The sequence below is a fragment of the Bradyrhizobium sp. KB893862 SZCCT0404 genome, from assembly GCF_018130885.1.
Lineage (GTDB): Bacteria > Pseudomonadota > Alphaproteobacteria > Rhizobiales > Xanthobacteraceae > Bradyrhizobium > Bradyrhizobium stylosanthis.
Genome location: NZ_JAFCLT010000007.1, coordinates 136,716 through 155,286, shown reverse-complemented (window position 1 = coordinate 155,286; position 18,571 = coordinate 136,716). Strand labels below are relative to the sequence as shown.

Sequence of the window (18,571 nt, the reverse complement as noted above, 5' to 3'; positions counted from 1 at the left end):
CGACGGAAGGAGTTTCCCCTCCCGGGGGCAAAAACGCCAATCGCTTCCATTGCTGTTTGGGGCCGAAACGACGACATTTCCGTCAGAAATTGATGGATTGACGACCATGGAACGTACCGGATTTGAGCCCTTCGGCGAGCAACTGATGTCCGCAACGGACGCCCAGCCGAAGTCGCGTGCCTCGAAGCTCCTGCTGCGGGCCGGCACCACGGTGTTCTGGTCGCTGGTCGCCGGTATCGTGCTGGCGCGTGCCGCCTTCTTCGAGCCGGGCATCTATGACGGCTTTGCCCGCGTCGCTTCACTGGCCAAGAATCTGATCTTCTGAGCCCGATTATTCCCGGCCGAGGACAGAACTTCCCTCGGCCCTGATATGTCGAAAACATATTTCCCAAACGGGTCGCGCTGCGTATAAATCCTTCTCCTCCGGGAGAAATTTGTGTCGCAGAATCAAGCATCCAGCCAGGCCGATTCCAAGCCGGCCACCGCCGTCAGCCGCATTGCGGCGCTGATTCCCGGCATCCTCCTTTGCATTCTCGTTGCCGGTGTCTCGGCCCTGCTCGAGCGGGCGGAACTGGGCGTTTTCGAGCATCCCTATGTCGAGGCGCTGGTGATGGCGATCCTGCTCGGCATGGCGCTGCGCAGCTTCTGGAAGCCGGCGCCGCGCTGGCAGGCCGGCATCGCCTTCAGCGCCAAGCAGCTGCTGGAAGTCGCGGTCATGCTGCTGGGCGCCTCGATAAGCTTCGCCGCGATCGCGGCTTCGGGCATCGCGCTGCTTGCCTCCATCGCCGCCGTCGTCGTGATCGCGCTGTGCGTCTCCTTCGGCCTCAGCCGGCTGCTCGGCCTGTCGACGCGCCTGTCCATCCTGATTGCCTGCGGCAACTCGATCTGCGGCAATTCGGCGATTGCCGCCGTGGCGCCGATCATCGGTGCCAATAACGACGAGATCGCATCCTCGATCTCCTTCACCGCCATCCTCGGCGTGATGATGGTGCTGGGTCTGCCGCTGCTGATCCCGCTGCTGCAACTGTCCGCCACCCAATACGGCATCCTCGCCGGTCTCACCGTTTACGCGGTGCCGCAGGTGCTGGCGGCGACGGTGCCGGCCGGGCTCATCTCGACCCAGATCGGCACGCTGGTGAAACTGATGCGCGTCCTGATGCTGGGGCCCGTCGTCGTCGGCCTCTCGCTCGTCGCCTCGCGCTGGCAGAGCGATGCCAAGAAGACCAGTGTCGGCTTCTTCCGCCTGGTCCCCTGGTTCATCCTCGGCTTCCTCGCGCTCGCGACCCTGCGTTCCCTCGAGATCGTGCCGAGCACGGTGGTCGGACCGGTGACGAAGATCACCAGCTTCCTCACGGTGGTGTCGATGGCAGCGCTCGGCCTCGGCGTCGACGTCCGCGTGCTCGCCAATGTCGGAGGCAGGGTGACAGCAGCGGTGACGCTGTCGCTGATGCTGCTGCTCGGGATCAGCATCGCGCTGGTACACTGGTTCAAGTGATCGGGGCAAAACTGCCGTAGGGTGGGCAAAAGCGCGAAGCGCCGTGCCACCATCTGTCTCCGTAGGCGAATTTTGGTGGGCACGCTTCGCTTTGCCCACCCTACGAGACCGGGTTTATCGGAGAGACGCCTTCGCCACGAACTCCTCTTCCTTCTCCCCTTGCGGGAGAAGGTGGCGCGAAGCGCCGGATGAGGGGTTCTATCCGCAAGTGACCCACTCAATACGTGCGCGCGGATGCATACCCCTCATCTGCCTTGCCTTCGGCAAGGCACCTTCTCCCGCAAGGGGAGAAGGGAAGTAACACCGCAAGCGTCGAGACGGATCGCTAAATCACATCCGCCAGCGAGTGGCCGTGCAGCTCGATGTTCAGCCCCTGCATGCCCATGTCGTTGATCTCGCCGCCCATCGCTTTGAGGCTTTCCTCGCGGATCAGCGACATCAGCCCGCGGCGGAGCGCCAAAAATTCCGACGACATCATCATGGATTGCTGCCGCGGCCGCTCCAGCGGGATCGGGATTTCCGCCTTGATCGAGCCCGGACGCGCGGTCATGCAGTAGACGCGGTCGGACAGGAAGATCGCCTCGTCGATATCGTGGGTGACGAACAGCACCGAGATCTTCAGCCGCTGCCACATGTTGGTGAGGATCTGCTGCATGATCACGCGCGTCTGCGCATCGAGCGCGCCGAACGGCTCGTCCAGCAGCAGCACTTTCGGTCCCGTCGCGAGCGCGCGCACGATGCCGACGCGCTGCTTCATGCCGCCGGAGAGCTTTTCGGGATAGTGTTTTTCGAAGGCCTCGAGGCCAGCTAGTCCGAGCAGCGTGCGCGCCGCGCGCTCGCGCTGGGAGCGCGGCATGCCGCGCATCTTCAGGCCGAACTCGACATTCTCACGTACCGTCTTCCAGGGAAACAACGAGTATTGTTGGAACACCATGCCACGCTCGGCGCTGGGGCCGTTCACGCGTTCGCCGTCGACGGTGACAACGCCCGTCGTCGGCTTGAGGAAGCCGGCGACCGCGTTGAGCAGCGTCGACTTCCCGCAGCCGGAGGGGCCGACGATCGAGACGAACTCGCCGGGCTTGACGTGAATTTGCGTATCCGTGACGGCTTGGACGGGCCCCTCGATGGTCTCGTAGGCCAGGGAGAAGTTCCTGACCTCGATATGGCCTTTCGGAGTACTTGCAAGAATCTCGCTCACGTCGTCCTCCACGGCATTACCAATCGTCCGGCGCCCCGGATCAACAGGCTCGATCCGAGGCCGAGCACGCCGATCGCGATCATGCCGAGCGCGATGTCGGCATACTGGACCAGCGAATAGGCCTCCCAGGTGAAATAGCCGATGCCGTATTGGCCCGAGATCATCTCGGCGGCGATCAGCGACACCCAGGCGACGCCCATGCCGACGGTGAGGCCGGTGAAGATGTGCGGCAGCGATGCCGGGAAATACACCTCGCGGAAGATCGAGCGCTCGCGCGCCCCGAGGCATTGCGCGGCGCGCACCAGCACCGGATCGACCAGCGACATGCCGTGCAGCGTGTTGACCAGGATCGGGAAGAACGAGCCGAGGAAGGTGATGAAGACGATGCTCTGCTCGTTGGTCGGCCACAGCATGATCGCCATCGGCACCCAGGCGATCGCCGGAATCGGCCGCAGCACCTCCGCGACGGGGAAGATGATCTCGTGCACCAGCTTGAAGCGGCCCATGATCAGGCCGAGCGGCACGCCGACGATCGCCGCCAGCGAGAAGCCGATGAAGATGCGCCGGCAGCTGAGCAAGATGTGCATCAGGAACTTGGGATCGTGCATCGCCTTGCTGAAGCTCGCATAGACCGCAAGCGGCGAGGGCACGTTGGTGAAGCGCACGAAGAACACGACGCGATAGGTCGTGAGCAGGTGCCAGACCAGCAGGAAGGCGATCAGCGACGTGACGCCGATCGCGATCGCCCGCAGTCCCGCCCGATTGAGCCGGTACCAGCGCAGCGCGAGCGTGCCGAAGGAGGGCGGTGCTGCGGGCGGCGTGGCGGCGGGCGTGGGACCCGCCTCTGCAATGGCTGTTGCCGGCATGCTGTCCTCGGGATGTCTGGCGAGGGCGGGGCTGCTCACGTCTTGCCTCCGCCGACGGCCGCCTTCACCGCATCGTCGAAACCGAGCACCTTGCCGCTGATCTTGGCGGCGTAAGCCTCGGCGTCCTTCTTGAGCAGGAACGGCGCGACCTCGCCATTGCCGACAGCAAAGAAGGCCTGGTCGGCGAACAGCTTGATGCCGCGCGTGGTGTCGAAGACGTAGGCGACGTTGATCTTCTTGCCCTTGGCTTTGTAGTCGGCATAGGCCCCTAACGTGCAGCTGGCGGAGGAGAAGGGCACGATTCCGGCATCATCCACCCAGACTTCGCCGGCCTTGCGCGGATCGGCGATAGGCTTCTTGCAGAAGGAATCTTCGCCTGCGATTTCGTAGTTCCTGGTGCTCGCAAGCTGGGCGTCATAGTCGAGCTTCATCTCGGCATAGGCCTTGCGGATGTAGCTGTCGTCGACCCATTTCTTCGGATCGAATTCCTTCATGCGGCCGAGATTCTGCAGCACCTTGACGTCGGTCGTCGCCGCATCGATCAGGGCCGGCTTGATCGTGGGATCGGTGGTCATGTTGCTGCTGGGGCCAAGGAAGATGTAGACGACCTCCTTGCTGATGCCGGTCCATTCCTGGATCTTTTCAGCAGCCAGTTTGGGATCGTCGCGCAGCCACTGGTTGGCGGCGATGACCGCCTTGAAGTAGGCAACGACGACCTCCGGATATTTCTCAGCGAAGTCGGTGCGGACGACGATGCCATGGAAGGTCGGCAAGTTCGTCTCGACGCCGTCGAAGATCTTGCGCGCGAAGCCGCGGAACGGCAGCAGCTCGGCGAAGGGGACGAAGTCGGCATGCGCGTCGATCTTCTTCTCCTGGAGATTGGTCGAGCCGACCTCCGGGCTCTGGCTGACGAGCTGGAAGAAGTCGGATGCGTAGCCGCGGTCCTGCATCGCCTTCAGCACCATGCCGTGCGCGGCGGAGCCGAAGGGGACGCTGACGAGCTTGCCCTTGAGATCGGCGAGGTCGTAGTAGGGCGAGTCCTTGTGGACGACGAGGCCGTTGCCGGAGCCGGAGAGGCTGTAGGCGGCGATGCCGATCAGTCGGCTCTTGCTCTCCGGATTGCTCTCGAAGGTGAAGCCGTTCACGATCAGCGGATAGTCGCCCATCATGCCGATCTGCAGCTTGTTCGCCATCATCGCGTTGGTGACGGGCGGGCCCGAGGTGAAGTTCTGCCACTCGAGCTCGAACTTGATGTTGGAATATTTGCCGTCCTTCGGCAGGTATTTCTCGAGCAGATGCAACTGGCGAATGACGACGCCCGCGGTCACCGTGTTGGTCGTGGTGTCCTGCGTTCCAATCCCGAGCGTGACGGTCTCTGCCGAGGACGGCTGCGTGACGAGTAGCGCCAGCGACGTCACCGACATCGCGATCGAGAGCGTGGGAAGATGGCGGACCATTCTCATCCTCATTCGGTTGGATGTGCTGTGGTTGCCATGATTGGGTGAGGGCACCGGCAGGGCAAATCCGGAGTGGCCGCCGCAGTCGATTAGTTGCCGGGAAAAGCTGATTGCATACTCCTTGAGCAGTCCTGCACTATAAAGCCGCTTGCCTGTGCACAGAGCGCTGGTCGCGGGCCCCTCAATCCGAGGCCTGGCCGCGCATCTCCTCCAGCACGTCGGTCCGGCACACCACGATCTGGGAGCGCTTGGTGACGACGATTCCCTTCTCCTGCATCCGCTTCAGGCTGATCGTGACCCATTGCCGGGTAGCGCCGACCATGTGTGCGATGTCGGCATGGGTGAAGGCCGCCGCGATCACGGTGCCGTCGGCGTCCTCGACGCCGTAGAGCTCGACGAGGTGCAGCAGGAGATGCGCAAGGCGCTGTGTGATCGAGCGCGTTCCCAGCATCTGGGCCAGCGCCGAATAACATTTGCCCTTGAAGGTCAGGCCTTCAATCAGGCCGATCGCAAGGTTGGGGATCTCTGCGGCAAGGGATCGCAGTTCCTTTCCGGGCAGGTGCACGACGCTGCAATTGCTGGATGCGACGCCGGACCATTGATGCACGGTGCCTTCGAACACTTCGGGCCCGCCGACGAAATTGCCGACATGCCAATAGGCCAGCGTGATCTCGCGCCCGAGCGGCGAGGTGTAGAAGACGCGGATACGGCCGCTCTCGATCAGCCAGATGCCGTCATGCTTGCCGCCCTGGCTGAACAGCGTCTGGCCCCGATTGAGCACCTTTCGCCGGCCCTGCTTCAGCACCAGCTCCCGCTCCCGCGGCGAGAGCTTGTCCATCAAGGGCGGCGGCCCGCCAATCCATTGCTGGTTCTCGGTGAGCAGCAGCGAGGAGCTGCCGGCAGGCCGGATTGCCGGGGGCGCAGCCCCACGACCAGCATTCGCCGCCTGCAACATTCGCCTGCCTCCGGAACGTTCAAATCGTTCTAAAGAGGAGCAATGTCCGTGCCAGAGGGGGGAGGGCGCGCGCCGTTGCCACACCCTACGCCGTCATCGCCCGCCCGGTGCGCAATTGCGCACAGGGGCGGGCGATCCAGTATTCCAGAGACGTCAATGGGTTACGGAGAGGCCGCAGCGTACTGGATTCCCCGCCTTCGCGGGGAATGACAGCGGTGCGCGTAAGGAGATCGAGGCTTACCGCCCCGCCAGGCTCAGCAGATACGGCTTCGGGTAAATTCCCCGGTTGTGCCCGTCCGAAAACGCGATGTTCAGCCCGTAGCCGAGATCGCCGATCTCGGTGATCGCGATCCCCGGAAATGTATCCGGGAAGCGGCCGTCGAAGCGGGCGCGGGTGCAGTGGGCGCATTTGCAGGAAAGGCGAAGCTTTTCGGCAGGGACGCTCAGCGCGTCGTCCTGCGTGGTGCGGACGAGGAGCGCGGCGAGATCGGCGCTGGCTTCATAGTCGGCCACGGTCGGTGCCACCAATGCGGTCATGGTCATCACGAACCTCCGCCTCTTCTCTACGTCGGCGCGGGCGCCCGCGAATAGCAACTAATTGCCGGGCAGCCGTGATCGCGTGCCCGCTCTTCGGTCATCGCCGCGAAATGTGAAACTAATCGACCGGGAATTTCACTTCCGAATTGCCGGACTCTCTTCTCTCCGTGACCTTGGGCGCCATCGACGAGGAGAGATCATGAGCGCATTTCAGAAGGAAACGGTTTTGTCGGTCCGTCACTGGACCGACTCGCTGTTCAGCTTCACCGCCACACGCGATCCCGGCTTCCGCTTCCAGAACGGCCAGTTCGCGATGATCGGCCTCGAAGTCGAGGGCAAGCCGTTGATGCGGGCCTACAGCATGGCCAGCGCCAATCATGAAGAGGCGCTCGAATTCTTCTCGATCAAGGTACAGGATGGTCCGCTGACCTCGCGCCTGCAGAAGATCAGGGAAGGCGACATCATCCTGGTCGGCCGCAAGGCGACGGGCACGCTGATAACAGGCAATCTCATTCCCGGAAAACGCCTGCTGCTGCTCTCGACCGGCACGGGCCTTGCGCCCTTCGCCAGCCTGATCAAGGACCCCGACGTTTACGAGAATTACGAGACCATCGTGCTTGCGCATGGCTGCCGCCAGGTCTCCGAGCTGTCTTATGGCGAGCACGTCGTCGACGGCCTGCGCAATCACGAGTTCTTCGGCCCCTTGATCCGCGATAAGCTGGTCTATTACCCGACCGTCACCCGCGAGCCGTTCCGCAACCGCGGCCGCATCACCGACCTGATCGCCTCAAACCAGCTGTTCGACGATATCGGGCAGTCCGGCCTCGATATCGAGACCGACCGCATCATGCTGTGCGGCAGCCCGGCCATGCTCGAGGAGCTGCACACGATGTTCTCCACGCGCGGTTTTGTCGAGGGCAATCACAGCCGGCCCGGCCATTTCGTCATCGAGAAGGCCTTCGTCGAGCGCTGAGGCGCAAATCGCATCCCGGCGACAACTAATTGCTATCGCCGGCAAGCCGACTGAACAAATCTGATGCAAAGGCGCCGGGATCGGCGAACCAGGAGCAAGTGATGGCACTAGATCAGATCGTCGACGGACTTTCGGAGGTTTCCTGCGATGTGCTGGTGATCGGCGGCGGCACGGCCGGTCCGATGGCGGCGCTGAAGGCGAAGCTGAAGAACCCGAAGGCCAACGTCGTCCTGCTCGAAAAGGCCAACGTCAAGCGCTCGGGCGCGATCTCGATGGGCATGGACGGGTTGAACAACGCCGTCATCCCCGGTTACGCGACGCCGGAGCAGTACACCAAGGAAATCACCATCGCCAACGACGGCATCGTCGACCAGAAGGCGGTCTATAAATACGCGCAGAACTGCTACAAGATTATCGAAGAGCTCGACAGCTTCGGCATCCGCTTCCTGAAGAACGAGAACGGCGACTACGCCGTCAAGAAGGTGCACCACATCGGCACCTACGTGCTGCCGATGCCGAACGGCGAGACCGTGAAGAAGGCGCTCTACCGCCAGCTCCGCCGTGCCCGCATCCTGATCTCCAACCGGTACATGGCGACGCGGCTGCTCAAATCCGCCGACGGCCGCATCGCGGGCGCGGTCTCGGTCAACACCCGCACCGCGGAGATGCTGGTGATCAAGGCCAAGGCCGTGATCCTCTGCATGGGCGCCGCCGGCCGCCTCGGCTTGCCGACCTCCGGCTACATGTTCGGCACCTATGAGAACGCCGCCAATTCCGGTGACGGCTATGCCATGGCCTATCACGCCGGCGCTGCGCTCGCGAACCTCGAATGCTTCCAGATCAATCCGCTGATCAAGGACTATAACGGCCCGGCCTGCGCCTATGTCGCCGGTCCCTTCGGCGCTTATACGGCGAACAACGAAGGTTCGCGCTTCATCGAATGCGACTACTGGTCCGGTCAGATGATGCTGGAGTTCTATAACGAGCTGCTCTCCGGCAAGGGCCCGGTGTTCCTCCAGCTCAAGCATCTCCACCCCGACACCATCTCCGAGATCGAGTCGACGCTGCACAAGGTGGAGCGACCGACGCGCGGGCTGTTCCAGCAGGGACGTGGCGTCGACTACCGCAGCGAGTCCATCGAGATGCACATCTCCGAGATCGGCTTCTGCTCCGGCCACAGCGCTTCCGGCGTGTTCGTCGACGACAACGCCCGCACCACCGTGCCCGGCCTATACGCCGCCGGCGACATGGCGAGCGTGCCGCACAATTACATGCTCGGCGCTTTCACCAACGGTTCGGTCGCCGGCATCGACGCCATGGAGTTCGCCGACAGCCACGACTTCGCGGAGTTCGATGCCGCCGATGTCGCGCTGGAGCGGGACCGCGTCATGGCGCCGACCAAGCGCGAGGACGGCATTCCGCCCAACCAGATCGAGTACAAGACGCGCCGCCTCGTCAACGACTATCTCCAGCCGCCCAAGGTCACGCGCAAATACGAGCTCGGTATGCGCCGCCTGGCCGAGGCACGCCAGGACATGCAGGAGCACATGATCGCGCGCAACGCGCACGAGTTGCTCCGCGCCCTCGAAGTGCAGTCGATCATGGACTGCGCCGACATGGCCGCGCACGCCTCGCTCTATCGCGAGGAAAGCCGCTGGGGCCTCTATCACTGGCGCACCGATTTCCCGGAGAAGGACAACGAGAACTGGTTCTGCCACACGCTGCTCTCGAAGCAGAACGGCAGGATGACCAGCGAGAAACGCGCCGTCGAACCTTACGTCGTGCCGATCGCCGACGACGAGAAGGATCTCTACGACAAGCAGCGCATCCGCGCCTCCGCCTGATCCACCAGAACACAGCAACAGGAGACAGCAAATGCCTCTCGCATCCTTTCAGACCTCGGTTCCGGTGGTCGTGGACGACGCCAAATGCATCGCCGACAAGGGCTGCACCGTCTGCGTCGACGTATGTCCGCTCGACGTGCTCCGCATCAGCGAGATGACCAACAAGGCCTACATGGCCTATGACGAGTGCTGGTACTGCATGCCCTGCGAGGCAGATTGCCCGACCGGCGCCGTCACCGTCAACATTCCCTATCTGTTGAGGTGATCATGTCGAGCCCGTTCGAATCCTACGACGACCTAGAGGACGCCGACGAGCGGCTCCAGGCCGCCGATCCCGCCGAGCGCCGCGTCGCCATCATCGCGCTCGGCCATTCCGGCGACCCGGCTGCGGTCGCGCATCTCTCGAACCTCGTCGCCGATCCCGACGCCGGCGTGCGCCAGCAGGTGGCGATGGCGCTCGGCGAGTTCGACGGGCCGGAGGCTGCGAGCGCGCTGGTCAAGCTGCTGGTCGATCCTGAAAGGATCGTGGCGGCGGCCGCGGCCGACAGCATGGCCGAATTCAAGGATCCCGCCTGCGCCGAGATCATCCTGCCGCTGGTCAAGCACGCTCACGCCTTCGTCCGCATGGGCGCGCTGCGTGCGCTCAAGGAATTGCGCTGCAAGGACACGCTGAAGCCGGCGCTGGAAGCGCTCCAGGACGCTGACGCCGCCGTGCGCGTGCAGGCGATCGGCGTGATCGGCTTCCTCAAGCTCGAAGAATCCATCCCCGCATTGACGGCGCTGATCAACGATCCCGACGCTCATGTCCGCCGCGCCGCCGTGAGCGCGCTGGCGTTCTCGCAGATGAAGCCTGCGGCCGAGACCATCACGCGCGCACTGAAGGACGTCGACTGGATGGTCCGCGAGATGGCGGCGGAGACGCTCGGCCTCAACGTCAACGGCTCAATTGCCGCGGACCAGCTCGTTGCCGCGCTCGCGGACGAATTCTGGCAGGTGCGGCTGAAGTCGATCCGCAGCCTCGGCAAGATGAAGATCGAGCGCGCGGTGCGCCCGATCGGCCATTGCATCAACCACGACCAGGCCAATCTGCGGAAAGAGGCGGCGGCTGCGCTCGGCGAGATCGCCCATCCCGACGGCGAGGCCTTCCTGGCCGTGATCGCCGACGATCCGGATCCCGACGTTCGCAAGAACGCACGCTGGGCGCTGCAGCAGATCGCGGCCCGGAAGGCGCGCGCAGGCGCATAAGGGGCGCGGGCAGGGGCATAGCGGCTCTTCCCGGCCGCTCTGGACTTCGCCCGCCAGACGTTTATTGGTCTTCGCCAACGGGATTGGTCGCTTGCGTGAGTTGCCGGTCCGAGAAACAGCGAGGACGCCGGCCATGACGACATTGACTGTGAAGGACCTTCTCCCCGAGGACGGTACGCGGGGAACATTGGTCGGCCGCGTCTGGCTGCCGCAGGTCAATGGTCCGGCCGTGGTCGCCGTGCGCGGCGACGGCGTGTTCGACGTCACCGCGAGATTTCCGACCATCAGCGCGCTTTGCGAGGAGGACAATCCCGCCAAGGCCCTCGCCGCAACCAAAGGCGAACGCATCGGCGATCTCGAAGCCATCGTTGACAATACGGTGCCGGACGGCCGCGACCCGAAAAAGCCCTGGCTGCTCGCGCCTGTCGATCTCCAGACGCTGAAGGCGGCCGGCGTCACCTTCGCGATCTCGATGCTGGAACGCGTCATCGAGGAGCGCGCCAAGGGCAATCCGGCTTCGGCCGAAGCGATCCGTAAAGAAGTCACGCGGCTGATCGGCGACGATCTGTCGAAGCTCAAGCCGGGCTCGGACCAGGCGATGCACCTGAAGCAGGTGCTGATCGACCAGAACGCCTGGAGTCAGTATCTCGAGGTCGGTATCGGCCCGGATGCCGAGGTCTTCACCAAGGCGCCGACGCTGTCCTCGGTCGGCACCGGCATGGACGCCGGCCTGCATCCGAAATCGACCTGGAATAACCCCGAGCCCGAGCTGGTGCTGTTCGTCTCCAGCCGCGGCAAGATCGTCGGCGGCGCGCTCGGCAACGACGTGAACCTTCGTGATTTCGAGGGCCGTTCGGCGCTGCTGCTCTCGAAGGCCAAGGACAACAACGCGTCCTGTTCGATCGGCCCGTTGCTGCGGCTGTTCGACGACAGCTTTACGCTCGACGACGCGCGAAAGCTCGACATCAGCCTGAACGTGACGGGCACGGACGGCTTCGTCCTCGACGGCCACTCCTCGATCAGCAAGATCAGCCGCGATCCGACCGATCTCGTCGAGCAGACCATCGGCAAAATCCACCAATACCCCGATGGTTTCGTGCTGTTCCTCGGCACGATGTTCGCGCCCGTCAAGGACCGCGACGCGCCGGGGCAGGGCTTCACCCACAAGCGCGACGACATCGTCACCATCTCCGCGCCTGAGCTCGGCAAGCTCGTCAACCGCATGCGCACCAGCGACGAGTGCGAGCCCTGGACGTTCGGCATCGGCGCGCTGATGAAGAACCTGTCGCAGCGGAAGCTGATCTAGCTTGCTCCGTTCTCGGCTCGCAGAAGCGAGCTTGCGGAAGATCGTCATGCCCGGGCTTGTCCCGGGCATCCACGTTCTTGGTGCCGCACCGTGAGGCGTGGATGGCAGGGAAAAGCCCGGCCATGACGGTGTGCTTCCACCCCGTAAAATTCCTTCATCTCCCCGTTGCATCTTCGGAACAAAATCGCGCTTGGCGTGTCTTAAGATCGCCTGCAGCCGCCGGCGCGTGTTTTCCGCCAATTAGTCAAATAATATGACTAGTCGGAACCCATCTTCCGTGAAATAGTGCCTCCCGCCGCCTCAAAGGCCGGCCTGCGGGTGCCATGCTACCGATCGGCGCCCCGGATAACATCTTGGGAGACACGCCTGATGACCCCTAAAGCCCTCTTTGCGGCCAGCGCCATGGCCGCCTTGCTGCTCGCGCTGCCGGCCAGTGCCGGTCAGCTCACCATCGGCTTCTCGCAGATCGGATCGGAATCCGGCTGGCGCGCGGCCGAGACGTCCGTCTCCAAGCAGGAGGCCAGTAAGCGCCAGGTCAATCTCAAGATCGCCGACGCCCAGCAGAAGCAGGAGAACCAGATCAAGGCGATCCGCTCCTTCATCGCGCAGAACGTCGATGCGATCTTCCTCGCCCCCGTCGTCTCGACGGGCTGGGATTCGGTGCTGAAGGAAGCCAAGGAGGCCAAGATCCCGGTCGTGCTGCTCGACCGCGATATCGATCCCTCCGGCAAGGACCTCTATCTCACCGCCGTGACCTCCGACAGCGTGCACGAAGGCGCGGTCGCCGGCGACTGGCTGGCCAAGACCGTCGGCGACAAGGCCTGCAACATCGTCGAATTGCAGGGCACCGTCGGCGCCAGCGTCGCCGCCAACCGCAAGAAGGGCTTTGACACCGCCATCGCCAAGCATGCGAACCTGAAGGTGGTACGCAGCCAGACCGGCGACTTCACCCGCGCCAAGGGCAAGGAGGTGATGGAAAGCTTCATCAAGGCCGAAGGCGGCGGCAAGAACATTTGCGCCGTCTACGCCCACAATGACGATATGATGGTCGGCGCCATCCAGGCAATGAAGGAAGCCGGTCTCAAGCCGGGCAAGGACATCCTCACCGTCTCGATCGACGCGGTCCCCGACATCTTCAAGGCGATGGTGGCTGGCGAGGCCAATGCGACGGTCGAGCTGACGCCGAACATGGCGGGCCCGGCCTTCGACGTCGTCGCGGCCTTCAAGGACAAGGGCACCGTTCCGCCGAAATGGATCCAGACCGAATCCAGGCTGCTCACCGCCGCCGACAATCCGCAGAAGGAATACGACAGCAAGAAGGGTCTCGGCTACTGAGCCGGGCATCGCGCCGGACCGCTTGCTTGCGGCCCGGCGCCCTCTTCGAAATTGCTGCGTGATCTTGCCGGAAAACCGCTGCGCACTTTTCCGGATCATGCTTTAGGCTGGGTGCCCGCGTCATGGGCGGGCGCCGGTGGGAGTGAACTTGCCATGGAGAATAGCCGCGATCCTGCTGCCCCACTGCTGGAGGTGCGTGGGATCAGCAAGAGCTTCGGCGCCGTGCGTGCGTTGCAGGAGGTCGACTTCACGCTGCGCGCCGGCGAGATCCATGCGCTGCTCGGCGAGAACGGCGCCGGCAAGTCCACGCTGATCAAGGTCGTCACCGGCGTGTTCCCGCGCGATGCCGGCATCGTCCGGCTCGGTGGTGAGGAGGTCGCGCCGCGCTCGGCAAAGGCCGCGCTTGGGGCCGGCATTGCCACCGTCTACCAGGAGGTCAATCTGCTGCCGAACCTCTCGGTGGCGCAGAACCTGTTTCTCGACCGCCAGCCGATGCGCTTCGGCATCGTGCGCGAAGGCGAGATGCGCCGCCGCGCCAACGCATTGCTCGCCGACTTCGGCCTCGACATCGACGTCGCCGCGCCGCTCGGCAACTATTCGGTCGCCATCCAGCACGTCACTGCGATCGCCCGTGCGGTCGATCTCTCAGCGCGCGTGCTGATCCTGGACGAGCCGACCGCGAGCCTCGATCGCCACGAGGTCGAGATCCTCTTCCGCATCATGCGTCAGCTCGTGGGGCGCGGCATCGGCATCGTTTTCGTCAGCCACTTCCTCGACCAGGTCTATGAGATCTCCGACCGCATCACCGTGCTTCGCAACGGTCGCCTCGTCGGCGAGCGCGAGACCGCCTCGCTGCCGCGCCTCGAGCTGATCCGCATGATGCTCGGCCGCGAGCTCGCGGAAACCACCAGCGCGCGGGCCTCCGCGGGCGAGCACAAGCCGCGCGAGGTCTGCGCCAGCTTCGAGAACTTTGGCAAGACCGGCTATGTCGCGCCCTTCAATCTCGAGTTGCGCCATGGCGAGGTCGTCGGCCTTGCCGGGCTGCTCGGCTCCGGCCGTACCGAGACGGCGCGGCTGGTGTTCGGCGCCGAGCGCGCCGATCGCGGGCAGGCGAGGGTGGAAGGCGCAGCCGTACGGCTGCACTCGCCGCGCGATGGCGTGCGTCACGGTTTTGGCTATTGTCCGGAGGAGCGCAAGACCGACGGCATTGTCGCCGAGCTCAGCGTGCGCGAGAACATCGTGCTCGCGCTCCAGGCCAAGCGCGGCCTGCATCGTCCGCTGTCGCGGCGCGAGCAGGACGAGATCGCGCGCCGCTACGTCAAGATGCTCGATATCCGCCCGGCGGATCCGGAGCGCCCCGTCGGCCTGCTCTCCGGCGGCAACCAGCAGAAGGTGCTGCTGGCGCGCTGGCTTGCGACCTCGCCGCGGCTCCTTGTGCTGGACGAACCCACGCGCGGCATCGATGTCGGCGCCCACGCCGAAATCATCCGCCTGATCCGCGAGCTCTGCGATGACGGGCTGTCGCTGCTCGTGATTTCCTCCGAGCTCGACGAGATCGTGACCTATTCGGACCGCGTCGTGGTGCTGCGCGATCGCACCCATGTCGAGGCGCTTGCGGGCGAGGCGATCGACGTCGGCAACATTCTCGCAGCCATCGCCGCCGACGGCGCTGCCCCGGCGCATGGGGCTCACGCATGACAGCGCTGCTGCCGCGCCGCGGCCTCGCCCAGATCCTCGCGCTGATCGTGATCCTTGCGGTCGACCGCGTGGTGTCGCCGCAATTCTTCGATTTGCGCCTGCAGGATGGCCGCCTGTTCGGCAGCCTGATCGACGTGCTCAACCGCGGCACGCCGGTGGCGCTGCTCTCGCTCGGCATGGTGCTGGTGATCGCGACGCGCGGCATCGATCTCTCGGTCGGCGCGGTGATGGCGATCTGCGGCGCCATCGCGGCGAGCCTTGCCGACAGCCACGGTCTTCCGATCGTGCTGGCGGCCGCGCTTGGCGCCGGCCTCGTTTGCGGCCTCTGGAACGGCTTTCTCGTCGCCGTGCTCGGTATGCAGCCGATCGTGGCGACGCTGATCCTGATGGTCGCCGGGCGCGGCATCGCCCAGCTCATCACCGAAGGGCGGATCGTGACGTTCTCCTCGCCGGACCTGGTCTGGCTCGGCAATGGCTCGGTGCTCGGCCTGCCGGTGCCGGTCGTGATTGCCCTGGGTATGCTCATTCTCACCGGCGCGGTGGTGCGCGGCTCGGCGCTCGGCCTGCTGATCGAGGCGACCGGCGGCAATGCGCGGGCGAGCGAGCTCGCCGGTGTCGGCACCCGCGCGATGATTTTGGCGGTCTATGTCTGGTGCAGCGTCTGCGCCGCGCTCGCCGGCGTGATCGCGGCGGCCGACATCATGGGTGCGGACGCCAACAATGCCGGCCTCTGGCTCGAGCTCGACGCCATCCTCGCGGTGGTGATCGGCGGCACCTCGCTGTTCGGCGGCCGCTTCAGTCTCGTCCTGGCCGTCCTGGGTGCGCTGATCATCCAGACCATGAACACCGGAATCCTGTTGTCGGGCTATCCGCCGGAGTTCAATCTGCTGGTCAAGGCGGTGGTGGTGCTCGCGGTGCTGCTGCTGCAATCGCCGAAATTCTCAGGCCTGGCCGGGATCGCTGCGCGGCTGCGGAGGACCAAAGCATGAGAGGCCTGCCGCCTGTCCTCATCACGGCGATCGTGCTCGTCGCGGGCTTCGCGCTCTGCGCCATGCAATTCCCCAACATTGCCTCCACCCGCGTGGTCGGCAATCTCCTGACCGACAACGCCTTCCTCGGCATCGTCGCCACCGGCATGACCTTCGTCATCATCTCCGGCGGTATTGATCTGTCGGTCGGCTCGGTGATCGGTTTCACCACCGTGTTCGTCGCGCTGGCGATCGAGCGCTGGGGTGTGCCGCCGCTGGTCGCCTTCGTCGCCATCCTGGCGCTCTCGGCCGCCTTCGGCGCGGCGATGGGCGCGGTCATCCATGTCTTCGACCTGCCGCCTTTCATCGTCACGCTGGCCGGCATGTTCCTCGCGCGCGGTGCAAGCTTCCTGCTGTCGACGGAATCGGTGCCGATCACCGCGCCGGTCTATTCCACCGTGTCGGACTTCGCGCTGCGGATGCCCGGCGGTGGACGGTTGACGGCGGTCGCGATCATCATGCTGGTGATCGTGATCGGCGGGGCGCTGCTGCTGCATCTCACGAGGTTTGGTGCCAACGTCTATGCGCTCGGCGGCAGCCGGGCCACCGCAAGCCTGATGGGCGTTGCCGTCGGCAAGATGACGATCAAGATCTACATGCTGTCGAGCCTGCTCGCCGGAATCGCCGGCATCGTCTTCTCCTTCTACACCAGCGCCGGCTATTCGCTCTCCGCCGTCGGCGTCGAGCTCGACACCATCGCCGCCGTCGTGATCGGCGGCACGCTGCTCACGGGCGGGCAGGGCTCGGTGATCGGAACCTTCCTCGGCGTATTGATCCAGGGCCTGATCCAGACCTACATCAATTTCGACGGGACGCTGTCGAGCTGGTGGACCAAGATCGCGACCGGCGTGCTTTTGTTCGCCTTTATCGCCCTGCAGCAGGGCCTGGTCGCACTTGCACGCCGGCCCGCGGCCAAGAGCATGGGAGCTGTCTCATGACCTCGCGCATCGTCGTCATCCCGACGCGGCGGGCCCACTCCAACCATGCGGAGGTGGCGCGTTCGATCGGCGTCGACATCATCGCCGGCCGCTACGCGGAAGGCACGCGCCTGCCGGGCGATGCCGAGATGATCGCGATGTTCGGCGTGTCGCGGCCGGTGCTGCGCGAGAGCGTGAAGACGCTGGTCGCCAAGGGCCTGCTCACCACCAAGGCCCGCGTCGGCACCGTCGTGCGCGAGCGCGGTGCCTGGAACATGTTCGACGCCGACGTACTGGCCTGGCATCTCGATGCCGGCATCGACAAGCGCTTCCTCAACGATCTCGCCGAGATTCGTCTGGCGGTGGAGCCGCGCGCGGCGATGCTCGCCGCAGTACAGCGGTCCGAGGAAGATGTCGCCGAGCTTCGCCGGAGCATGGACCGCATGCGGCGCGAGGCGTCCGACTCCGTCGGGTTTGCCGATGCCGATCTCGCGCTGCACGTGGCCGTGGCGCGCGCCTCCGGCAATCTGTTCATGCGGTCGATCGGGCATGTCATCGAGGCCGCGTTGCGCGCCTCGTTCCTGCTCAGCGCTCCGGTCGAGACGGAGGACCGCGACACCGTGCTGCTCTGGCATCAGAACATCGTCGATGCCATCGCCGCAGGCGATGCCGAGGCTGCCTCGGAGGCCATGATTTACGTCATTCACAACGGCATGCGCCGCCACGAGGGCACGGTGATCGAGACCGCCCCGGCCGAAGTGCTGCCGTCAGCGGACACTGGAGAATAAGCGTGACAGACCTTCGCATCGCCATCGTCGGCTTCGGCAAGATCGCGCGGGACCAGCATGTCGGCGCGATCGCCGCGACATCGGGGGCGACACTTGCAGCCGTGGCGAGCCGCAACGCTTCGCTCCCGGAGCTGCCGCATTTCGCCACCATCGAGAAGCTGCTGGAGAAGGGGCCGCCGATCGACGCGGTTTCGCTCTGCACGCCGCCGCAGGTGCGCCGCGCCCAGGCTGCTGCAGCGCTCAAGGCCGGCAAGCATGTCATGCTGGAGAAGCCGCCGGGCACTGGAGTGGCCGAGCTCGATCCGTTGATCGCGATGGCAAGTGAGGCCAAGCGGACGCTGTTTGCGACCTGGCATTCGCGCTACGCACCGGCGGTCGAGCCGGCCCGCGCGTGGCTGGCGAGCCGCCGGATCAAATCCGTGCACATCAACTGGAAGGAAGACGTCCGCGTCTGGCACCCCGGCCAGGCCTGGATATGGGAGCCGGGCGGGCTCGGTGTGTTCGATCCCGGCATCAATGCGCTGTCGATCCTGACCCGCATCCTGCCGCAACCCGTGTTCGTGACTGCGGCCGAGCTTGCCTTTCCCGCCAATTGCCAGGCCCCGATCGCCGCGGACCTGAAGCTGACGGATATCGACGGCCTGCCCATCACCGCCGCGTTCGACTTCCGTCAGACCGGGCCGCAGAGCTGGGATATCCTCGTGGAGACCGATCAAGGCCGGATGACCTTGTCCGGTGGCGGGCGGCGGATGGCCGTCGACGACAAGCCCATTGCCGAGGCGCCCGATCAGGAATATCGCGAACTGTACCAGCGCTTCGTCAAGCTGGCGGCGTCAGGCGCGAGCGATGTCGATCTGGCGCCGCTGCGTCTCGTCGCCGACTCTTTCCTGCTCGGCAAGCGCACGATCGTCGAACCGTTTGTGGATTGA

18 protein-coding genes are annotated in these 18,571 nt (G+C 64.8%); 13 read left to right on the top strand and 5 right to left on the bottom strand.

The annotated features are described in order from the left end of the window. Positions 1 to 106: 106 nt before the first annotated feature. On the top strand, positions 107 to 325 hold the full coding sequence (locus JQ617_RS26285) for a hypothetical protein (protein ID WP_212028850.1): 219 nt from the start codon (positions 107 to 109) through the stop codon (positions 323 to 325). Positions 326 to 436: 111 nt separating this feature from the next. Further along, positions 437 to 1,495 (top strand): YeiH family protein, encoded by a 1,059-nt coding sequence (locus JQ617_RS26280; RefSeq protein ID WP_212028849.1) that lies wholly within the window; start codon positions 437 to 439, stop codon positions 1,493 to 1,495. Positions 1,496 to 1,820: 325 nt separating this feature from the next. Here the strand turns inward: JQ617_RS26280 and JQ617_RS26275 are convergent, their stop codons facing one another. The 5 genes from JQ617_RS26275 to JQ617_RS26255 form a co-directional block, all read right to left on the bottom strand. Further along, positions 1,821 to 2,693, bottom strand: a complete 873-nt coding sequence (locus tag JQ617_RS26275; protein ID WP_212028848.1) for an ABC transporter ATP-binding protein — start codon at positions 2,691 to 2,693, stop codon at positions 1,821 to 1,823. After that, complete coding sequence (locus tag JQ617_RS26270) at positions 2,690 to 3,598, bottom strand: ABC transporter permease (RefSeq protein WP_349630653.1); 909 nt, start codon at positions 3,596 to 3,598, stop codon at positions 2,690 to 2,692. Before JQ617_RS26270 ends, JQ617_RS26275 begins: the two co-directional genes overlap by 4 nt. Next, positions 3,595 to 5,016 carry an ABC transporter substrate-binding protein gene (locus JQ617_RS26265; RefSeq protein WP_212028847.1) on the bottom strand — a complete coding sequence of 474 codons (1,422 nt, stop codon included), beginning with the start codon at positions 5,014 to 5,016 and terminating at the stop codon, positions 3,595 to 3,597. The genes JQ617_RS26270 and JQ617_RS26265 overlap by 4 nt, the downstream gene beginning before the upstream one ends. Positions 5,017 to 5,197: 181 nt before the next feature. Continuing rightward, positions 5,198 to 5,971, bottom strand: a complete 774-nt coding sequence (locus JQ617_RS26260) for a Crp/Fnr family transcriptional regulator (protein WP_063694392.1) — start codon at positions 5,969 to 5,971, stop codon at positions 5,198 to 5,200. Positions 5,972 to 6,208: 237 nt separating this feature from the next. Further along, positions 6,209 to 6,514, bottom strand: a complete 306-nt coding sequence (locus JQ617_RS26255) for a gamma-butyrobetaine hydroxylase-like domain-containing protein (protein WP_212028846.1) — start codon at positions 6,512 to 6,514, stop codon at positions 6,209 to 6,211. Positions 6,515 to 6,707: 193 nt separating this feature from the next. On the opposite strand from JQ617_RS26255, the gene JQ617_RS26250 reads away from it, so the two are divergent. From JQ617_RS26250 to JQ617_RS26200, 11 genes are all read left to right on the top strand, one after another. Continuing rightward, positions 6,708 to 7,481 (top strand): ferredoxin--NADP reductase, encoded by a 774-nt coding sequence (locus JQ617_RS26250; RefSeq protein WP_212028845.1) that lies wholly within the window; start codon positions 6,708 to 6,710, stop codon positions 7,479 to 7,481. Between the two features lie 101 nt (positions 7,482 to 7,582). Continuing rightward, a complete protein-coding gene (locus JQ617_RS26245) occupies positions 7,583 to 9,325 on the top strand; it encodes a fumarate reductase/succinate dehydrogenase flavoprotein subunit (protein WP_212028844.1) in 1,743 nt (580 codons plus the stop codon). Between the two features lie 31 nt (positions 9,326 to 9,356). Next, positions 9,357 to 9,590, top strand: coding sequence for a 4Fe-4S dicluster domain-containing protein (locus JQ617_RS26240; RefSeq protein WP_063694388.1), 234 nt, complete (start codon positions 9,357 to 9,359; stop codon positions 9,588 to 9,590). 2 nt (positions 9,591 to 9,592) lie between these two features. After that, on the top strand, positions 9,593 to 10,570 hold the full coding sequence (locus JQ617_RS26235; protein ID WP_212028843.1) for a HEAT repeat domain-containing protein: 978 nt from the start codon (positions 9,593 to 9,595) through the stop codon (positions 10,568 to 10,570). A gap of 133 nt (positions 10,571 to 10,703) precedes the next feature. After that, positions 10,704 to 11,876 carry a fumarylacetoacetate hydrolase family protein gene (locus JQ617_RS26230; RefSeq protein ID WP_212028842.1) on the top strand — a complete coding sequence of 391 codons (1,173 nt, stop codon included), beginning with the start codon at positions 10,704 to 10,706 and terminating at the stop codon, positions 11,874 to 11,876. A gap of 369 nt (positions 11,877 to 12,245) precedes the next feature. Next, positions 12,246 to 13,211, top strand: coding sequence for a galactofuranose ABC transporter, galactofuranose-binding protein YtfQ (ytfQ, locus tag JQ617_RS26225; RefSeq protein ID WP_212028841.1), 966 nt, complete (start codon positions 12,246 to 12,248; stop codon positions 13,209 to 13,211). 153 nt (positions 13,212 to 13,364) lie between these two features. After that, positions 13,365 to 14,909 (top strand): sugar ABC transporter ATP-binding protein, encoded by a 1,545-nt coding sequence (locus JQ617_RS26220; protein ID WP_212028840.1) that lies wholly within the window; start codon positions 13,365 to 13,367, stop codon positions 14,907 to 14,909. Then, positions 14,906 to 15,898, top strand: a complete 993-nt coding sequence (locus JQ617_RS26215; RefSeq protein ID WP_212028839.1) for an ABC transporter permease — start codon at positions 14,906 to 14,908, stop codon at positions 15,896 to 15,898. The genes JQ617_RS26220 and JQ617_RS26215 overlap by 4 nt, the downstream gene beginning before the upstream one ends. Beyond that, positions 15,895 to 16,875, top strand: a complete 981-nt coding sequence (gene yjfF / locus JQ617_RS26210; protein WP_212028838.1) for a galactofuranose ABC transporter, permease protein YjfF — start codon at positions 15,895 to 15,897, stop codon at positions 16,873 to 16,875. Before JQ617_RS26215 ends, yjfF begins: the two co-directional genes overlap by 4 nt. After that, on the top strand, positions 16,872 to 17,642 hold the full coding sequence (locus tag JQ617_RS26205; RefSeq protein ID WP_212028837.1) for a FadR/GntR family transcriptional regulator: 771 nt from the start codon (positions 16,872 to 16,874) through the stop codon (positions 17,640 to 17,642). Before yjfF ends, JQ617_RS26205 begins: the two co-directional genes overlap by 4 nt. A gap of 2 nt (positions 17,643 to 17,644) precedes the next feature. After that, positions 17,645 to 18,571, top strand: a complete 927-nt coding sequence (locus tag JQ617_RS26200; RefSeq protein ID WP_212028836.1) for a Gfo/Idh/MocA family protein — start codon at positions 17,645 to 17,647, stop codon at positions 18,569 to 18,571.

What these genes read in the sequence shown, in the direction of transcription:
- JQ617_RS26285 (WP_212028850.1), top strand. Translation starts at nt 107, where the DNA reads ATGGAACGTACCGGATTTGAGCCCTTCGGCGAGCAACTGATGTCCGCA.
- JQ617_RS26265 (WP_212028847.1), bottom strand. Translation starts at nt 5,016, where the DNA reads ATGGTCCGCCATCTTCCCACGCTCTCGATCGCGATGTCGGTGACGTCG.
- JQ617_RS26260 (WP_063694392.1), bottom strand. Translation starts at nt 5,971, where the DNA reads ATGTTGCAGGCGGCGAATGCTGGTCGTGGGGCTGCGCCCCCGGCAATC.
- JQ617_RS26255 (WP_212028846.1), bottom strand. Translation starts at nt 6,514, where the DNA reads ATGACCATGACCGCATTGGTGGCACCGACCGTGGCCGACTATGAAGCC.
- JQ617_RS26250 (WP_212028845.1), top strand. Translation starts at nt 6,708, where the DNA reads ATGAGCGCATTTCAGAAGGAAACGGTTTTGTCGGTCCGTCACTGGACC.
- JQ617_RS26245 (WP_212028844.1), top strand. Translation starts at nt 7,583, where the DNA reads ATGGCACTAGATCAGATCGTCGACGGACTTTCGGAGGTTTCCTGCGAT.
- JQ617_RS26240 (WP_063694388.1), top strand. Translation starts at nt 9,357, where the DNA reads ATGCCTCTCGCATCCTTTCAGACCTCGGTTCCGGTGGTCGTGGACGAC.
- JQ617_RS26235 (WP_212028843.1), top strand. Translation starts at nt 9,593, where the DNA reads ATGTCGAGCCCGTTCGAATCCTACGACGACCTAGAGGACGCCGACGAG.
- JQ617_RS26230 (WP_212028842.1), top strand. Translation starts at nt 10,704, where the DNA reads ATGACGACATTGACTGTGAAGGACCTTCTCCCCGAGGACGGTACGCGG.
- ytfQ (WP_212028841.1), top strand. Translation starts at nt 12,246, where the DNA reads ATGACCCCTAAAGCCCTCTTTGCGGCCAGCGCCATGGCCGCCTTGCTG.
- JQ617_RS26220 (WP_212028840.1), top strand. Translation starts at nt 13,365, where the DNA reads ATGGAGAATAGCCGCGATCCTGCTGCCCCACTGCTGGAGGTGCGTGGG.
- JQ617_RS26215 (WP_212028839.1), top strand. Translation starts at nt 14,906, where the DNA reads ATGACAGCGCTGCTGCCGCGCCGCGGCCTCGCCCAGATCCTCGCGCTG.
- yjfF (WP_212028838.1), top strand. Translation starts at nt 15,895, where the DNA reads ATGAGAGGCCTGCCGCCTGTCCTCATCACGGCGATCGTGCTCGTCGCG.
- JQ617_RS26205 (WP_212028837.1), top strand. Translation starts at nt 16,872, where the DNA reads ATGACCTCGCGCATCGTCGTCATCCCGACGCGGCGGGCCCACTCCAAC.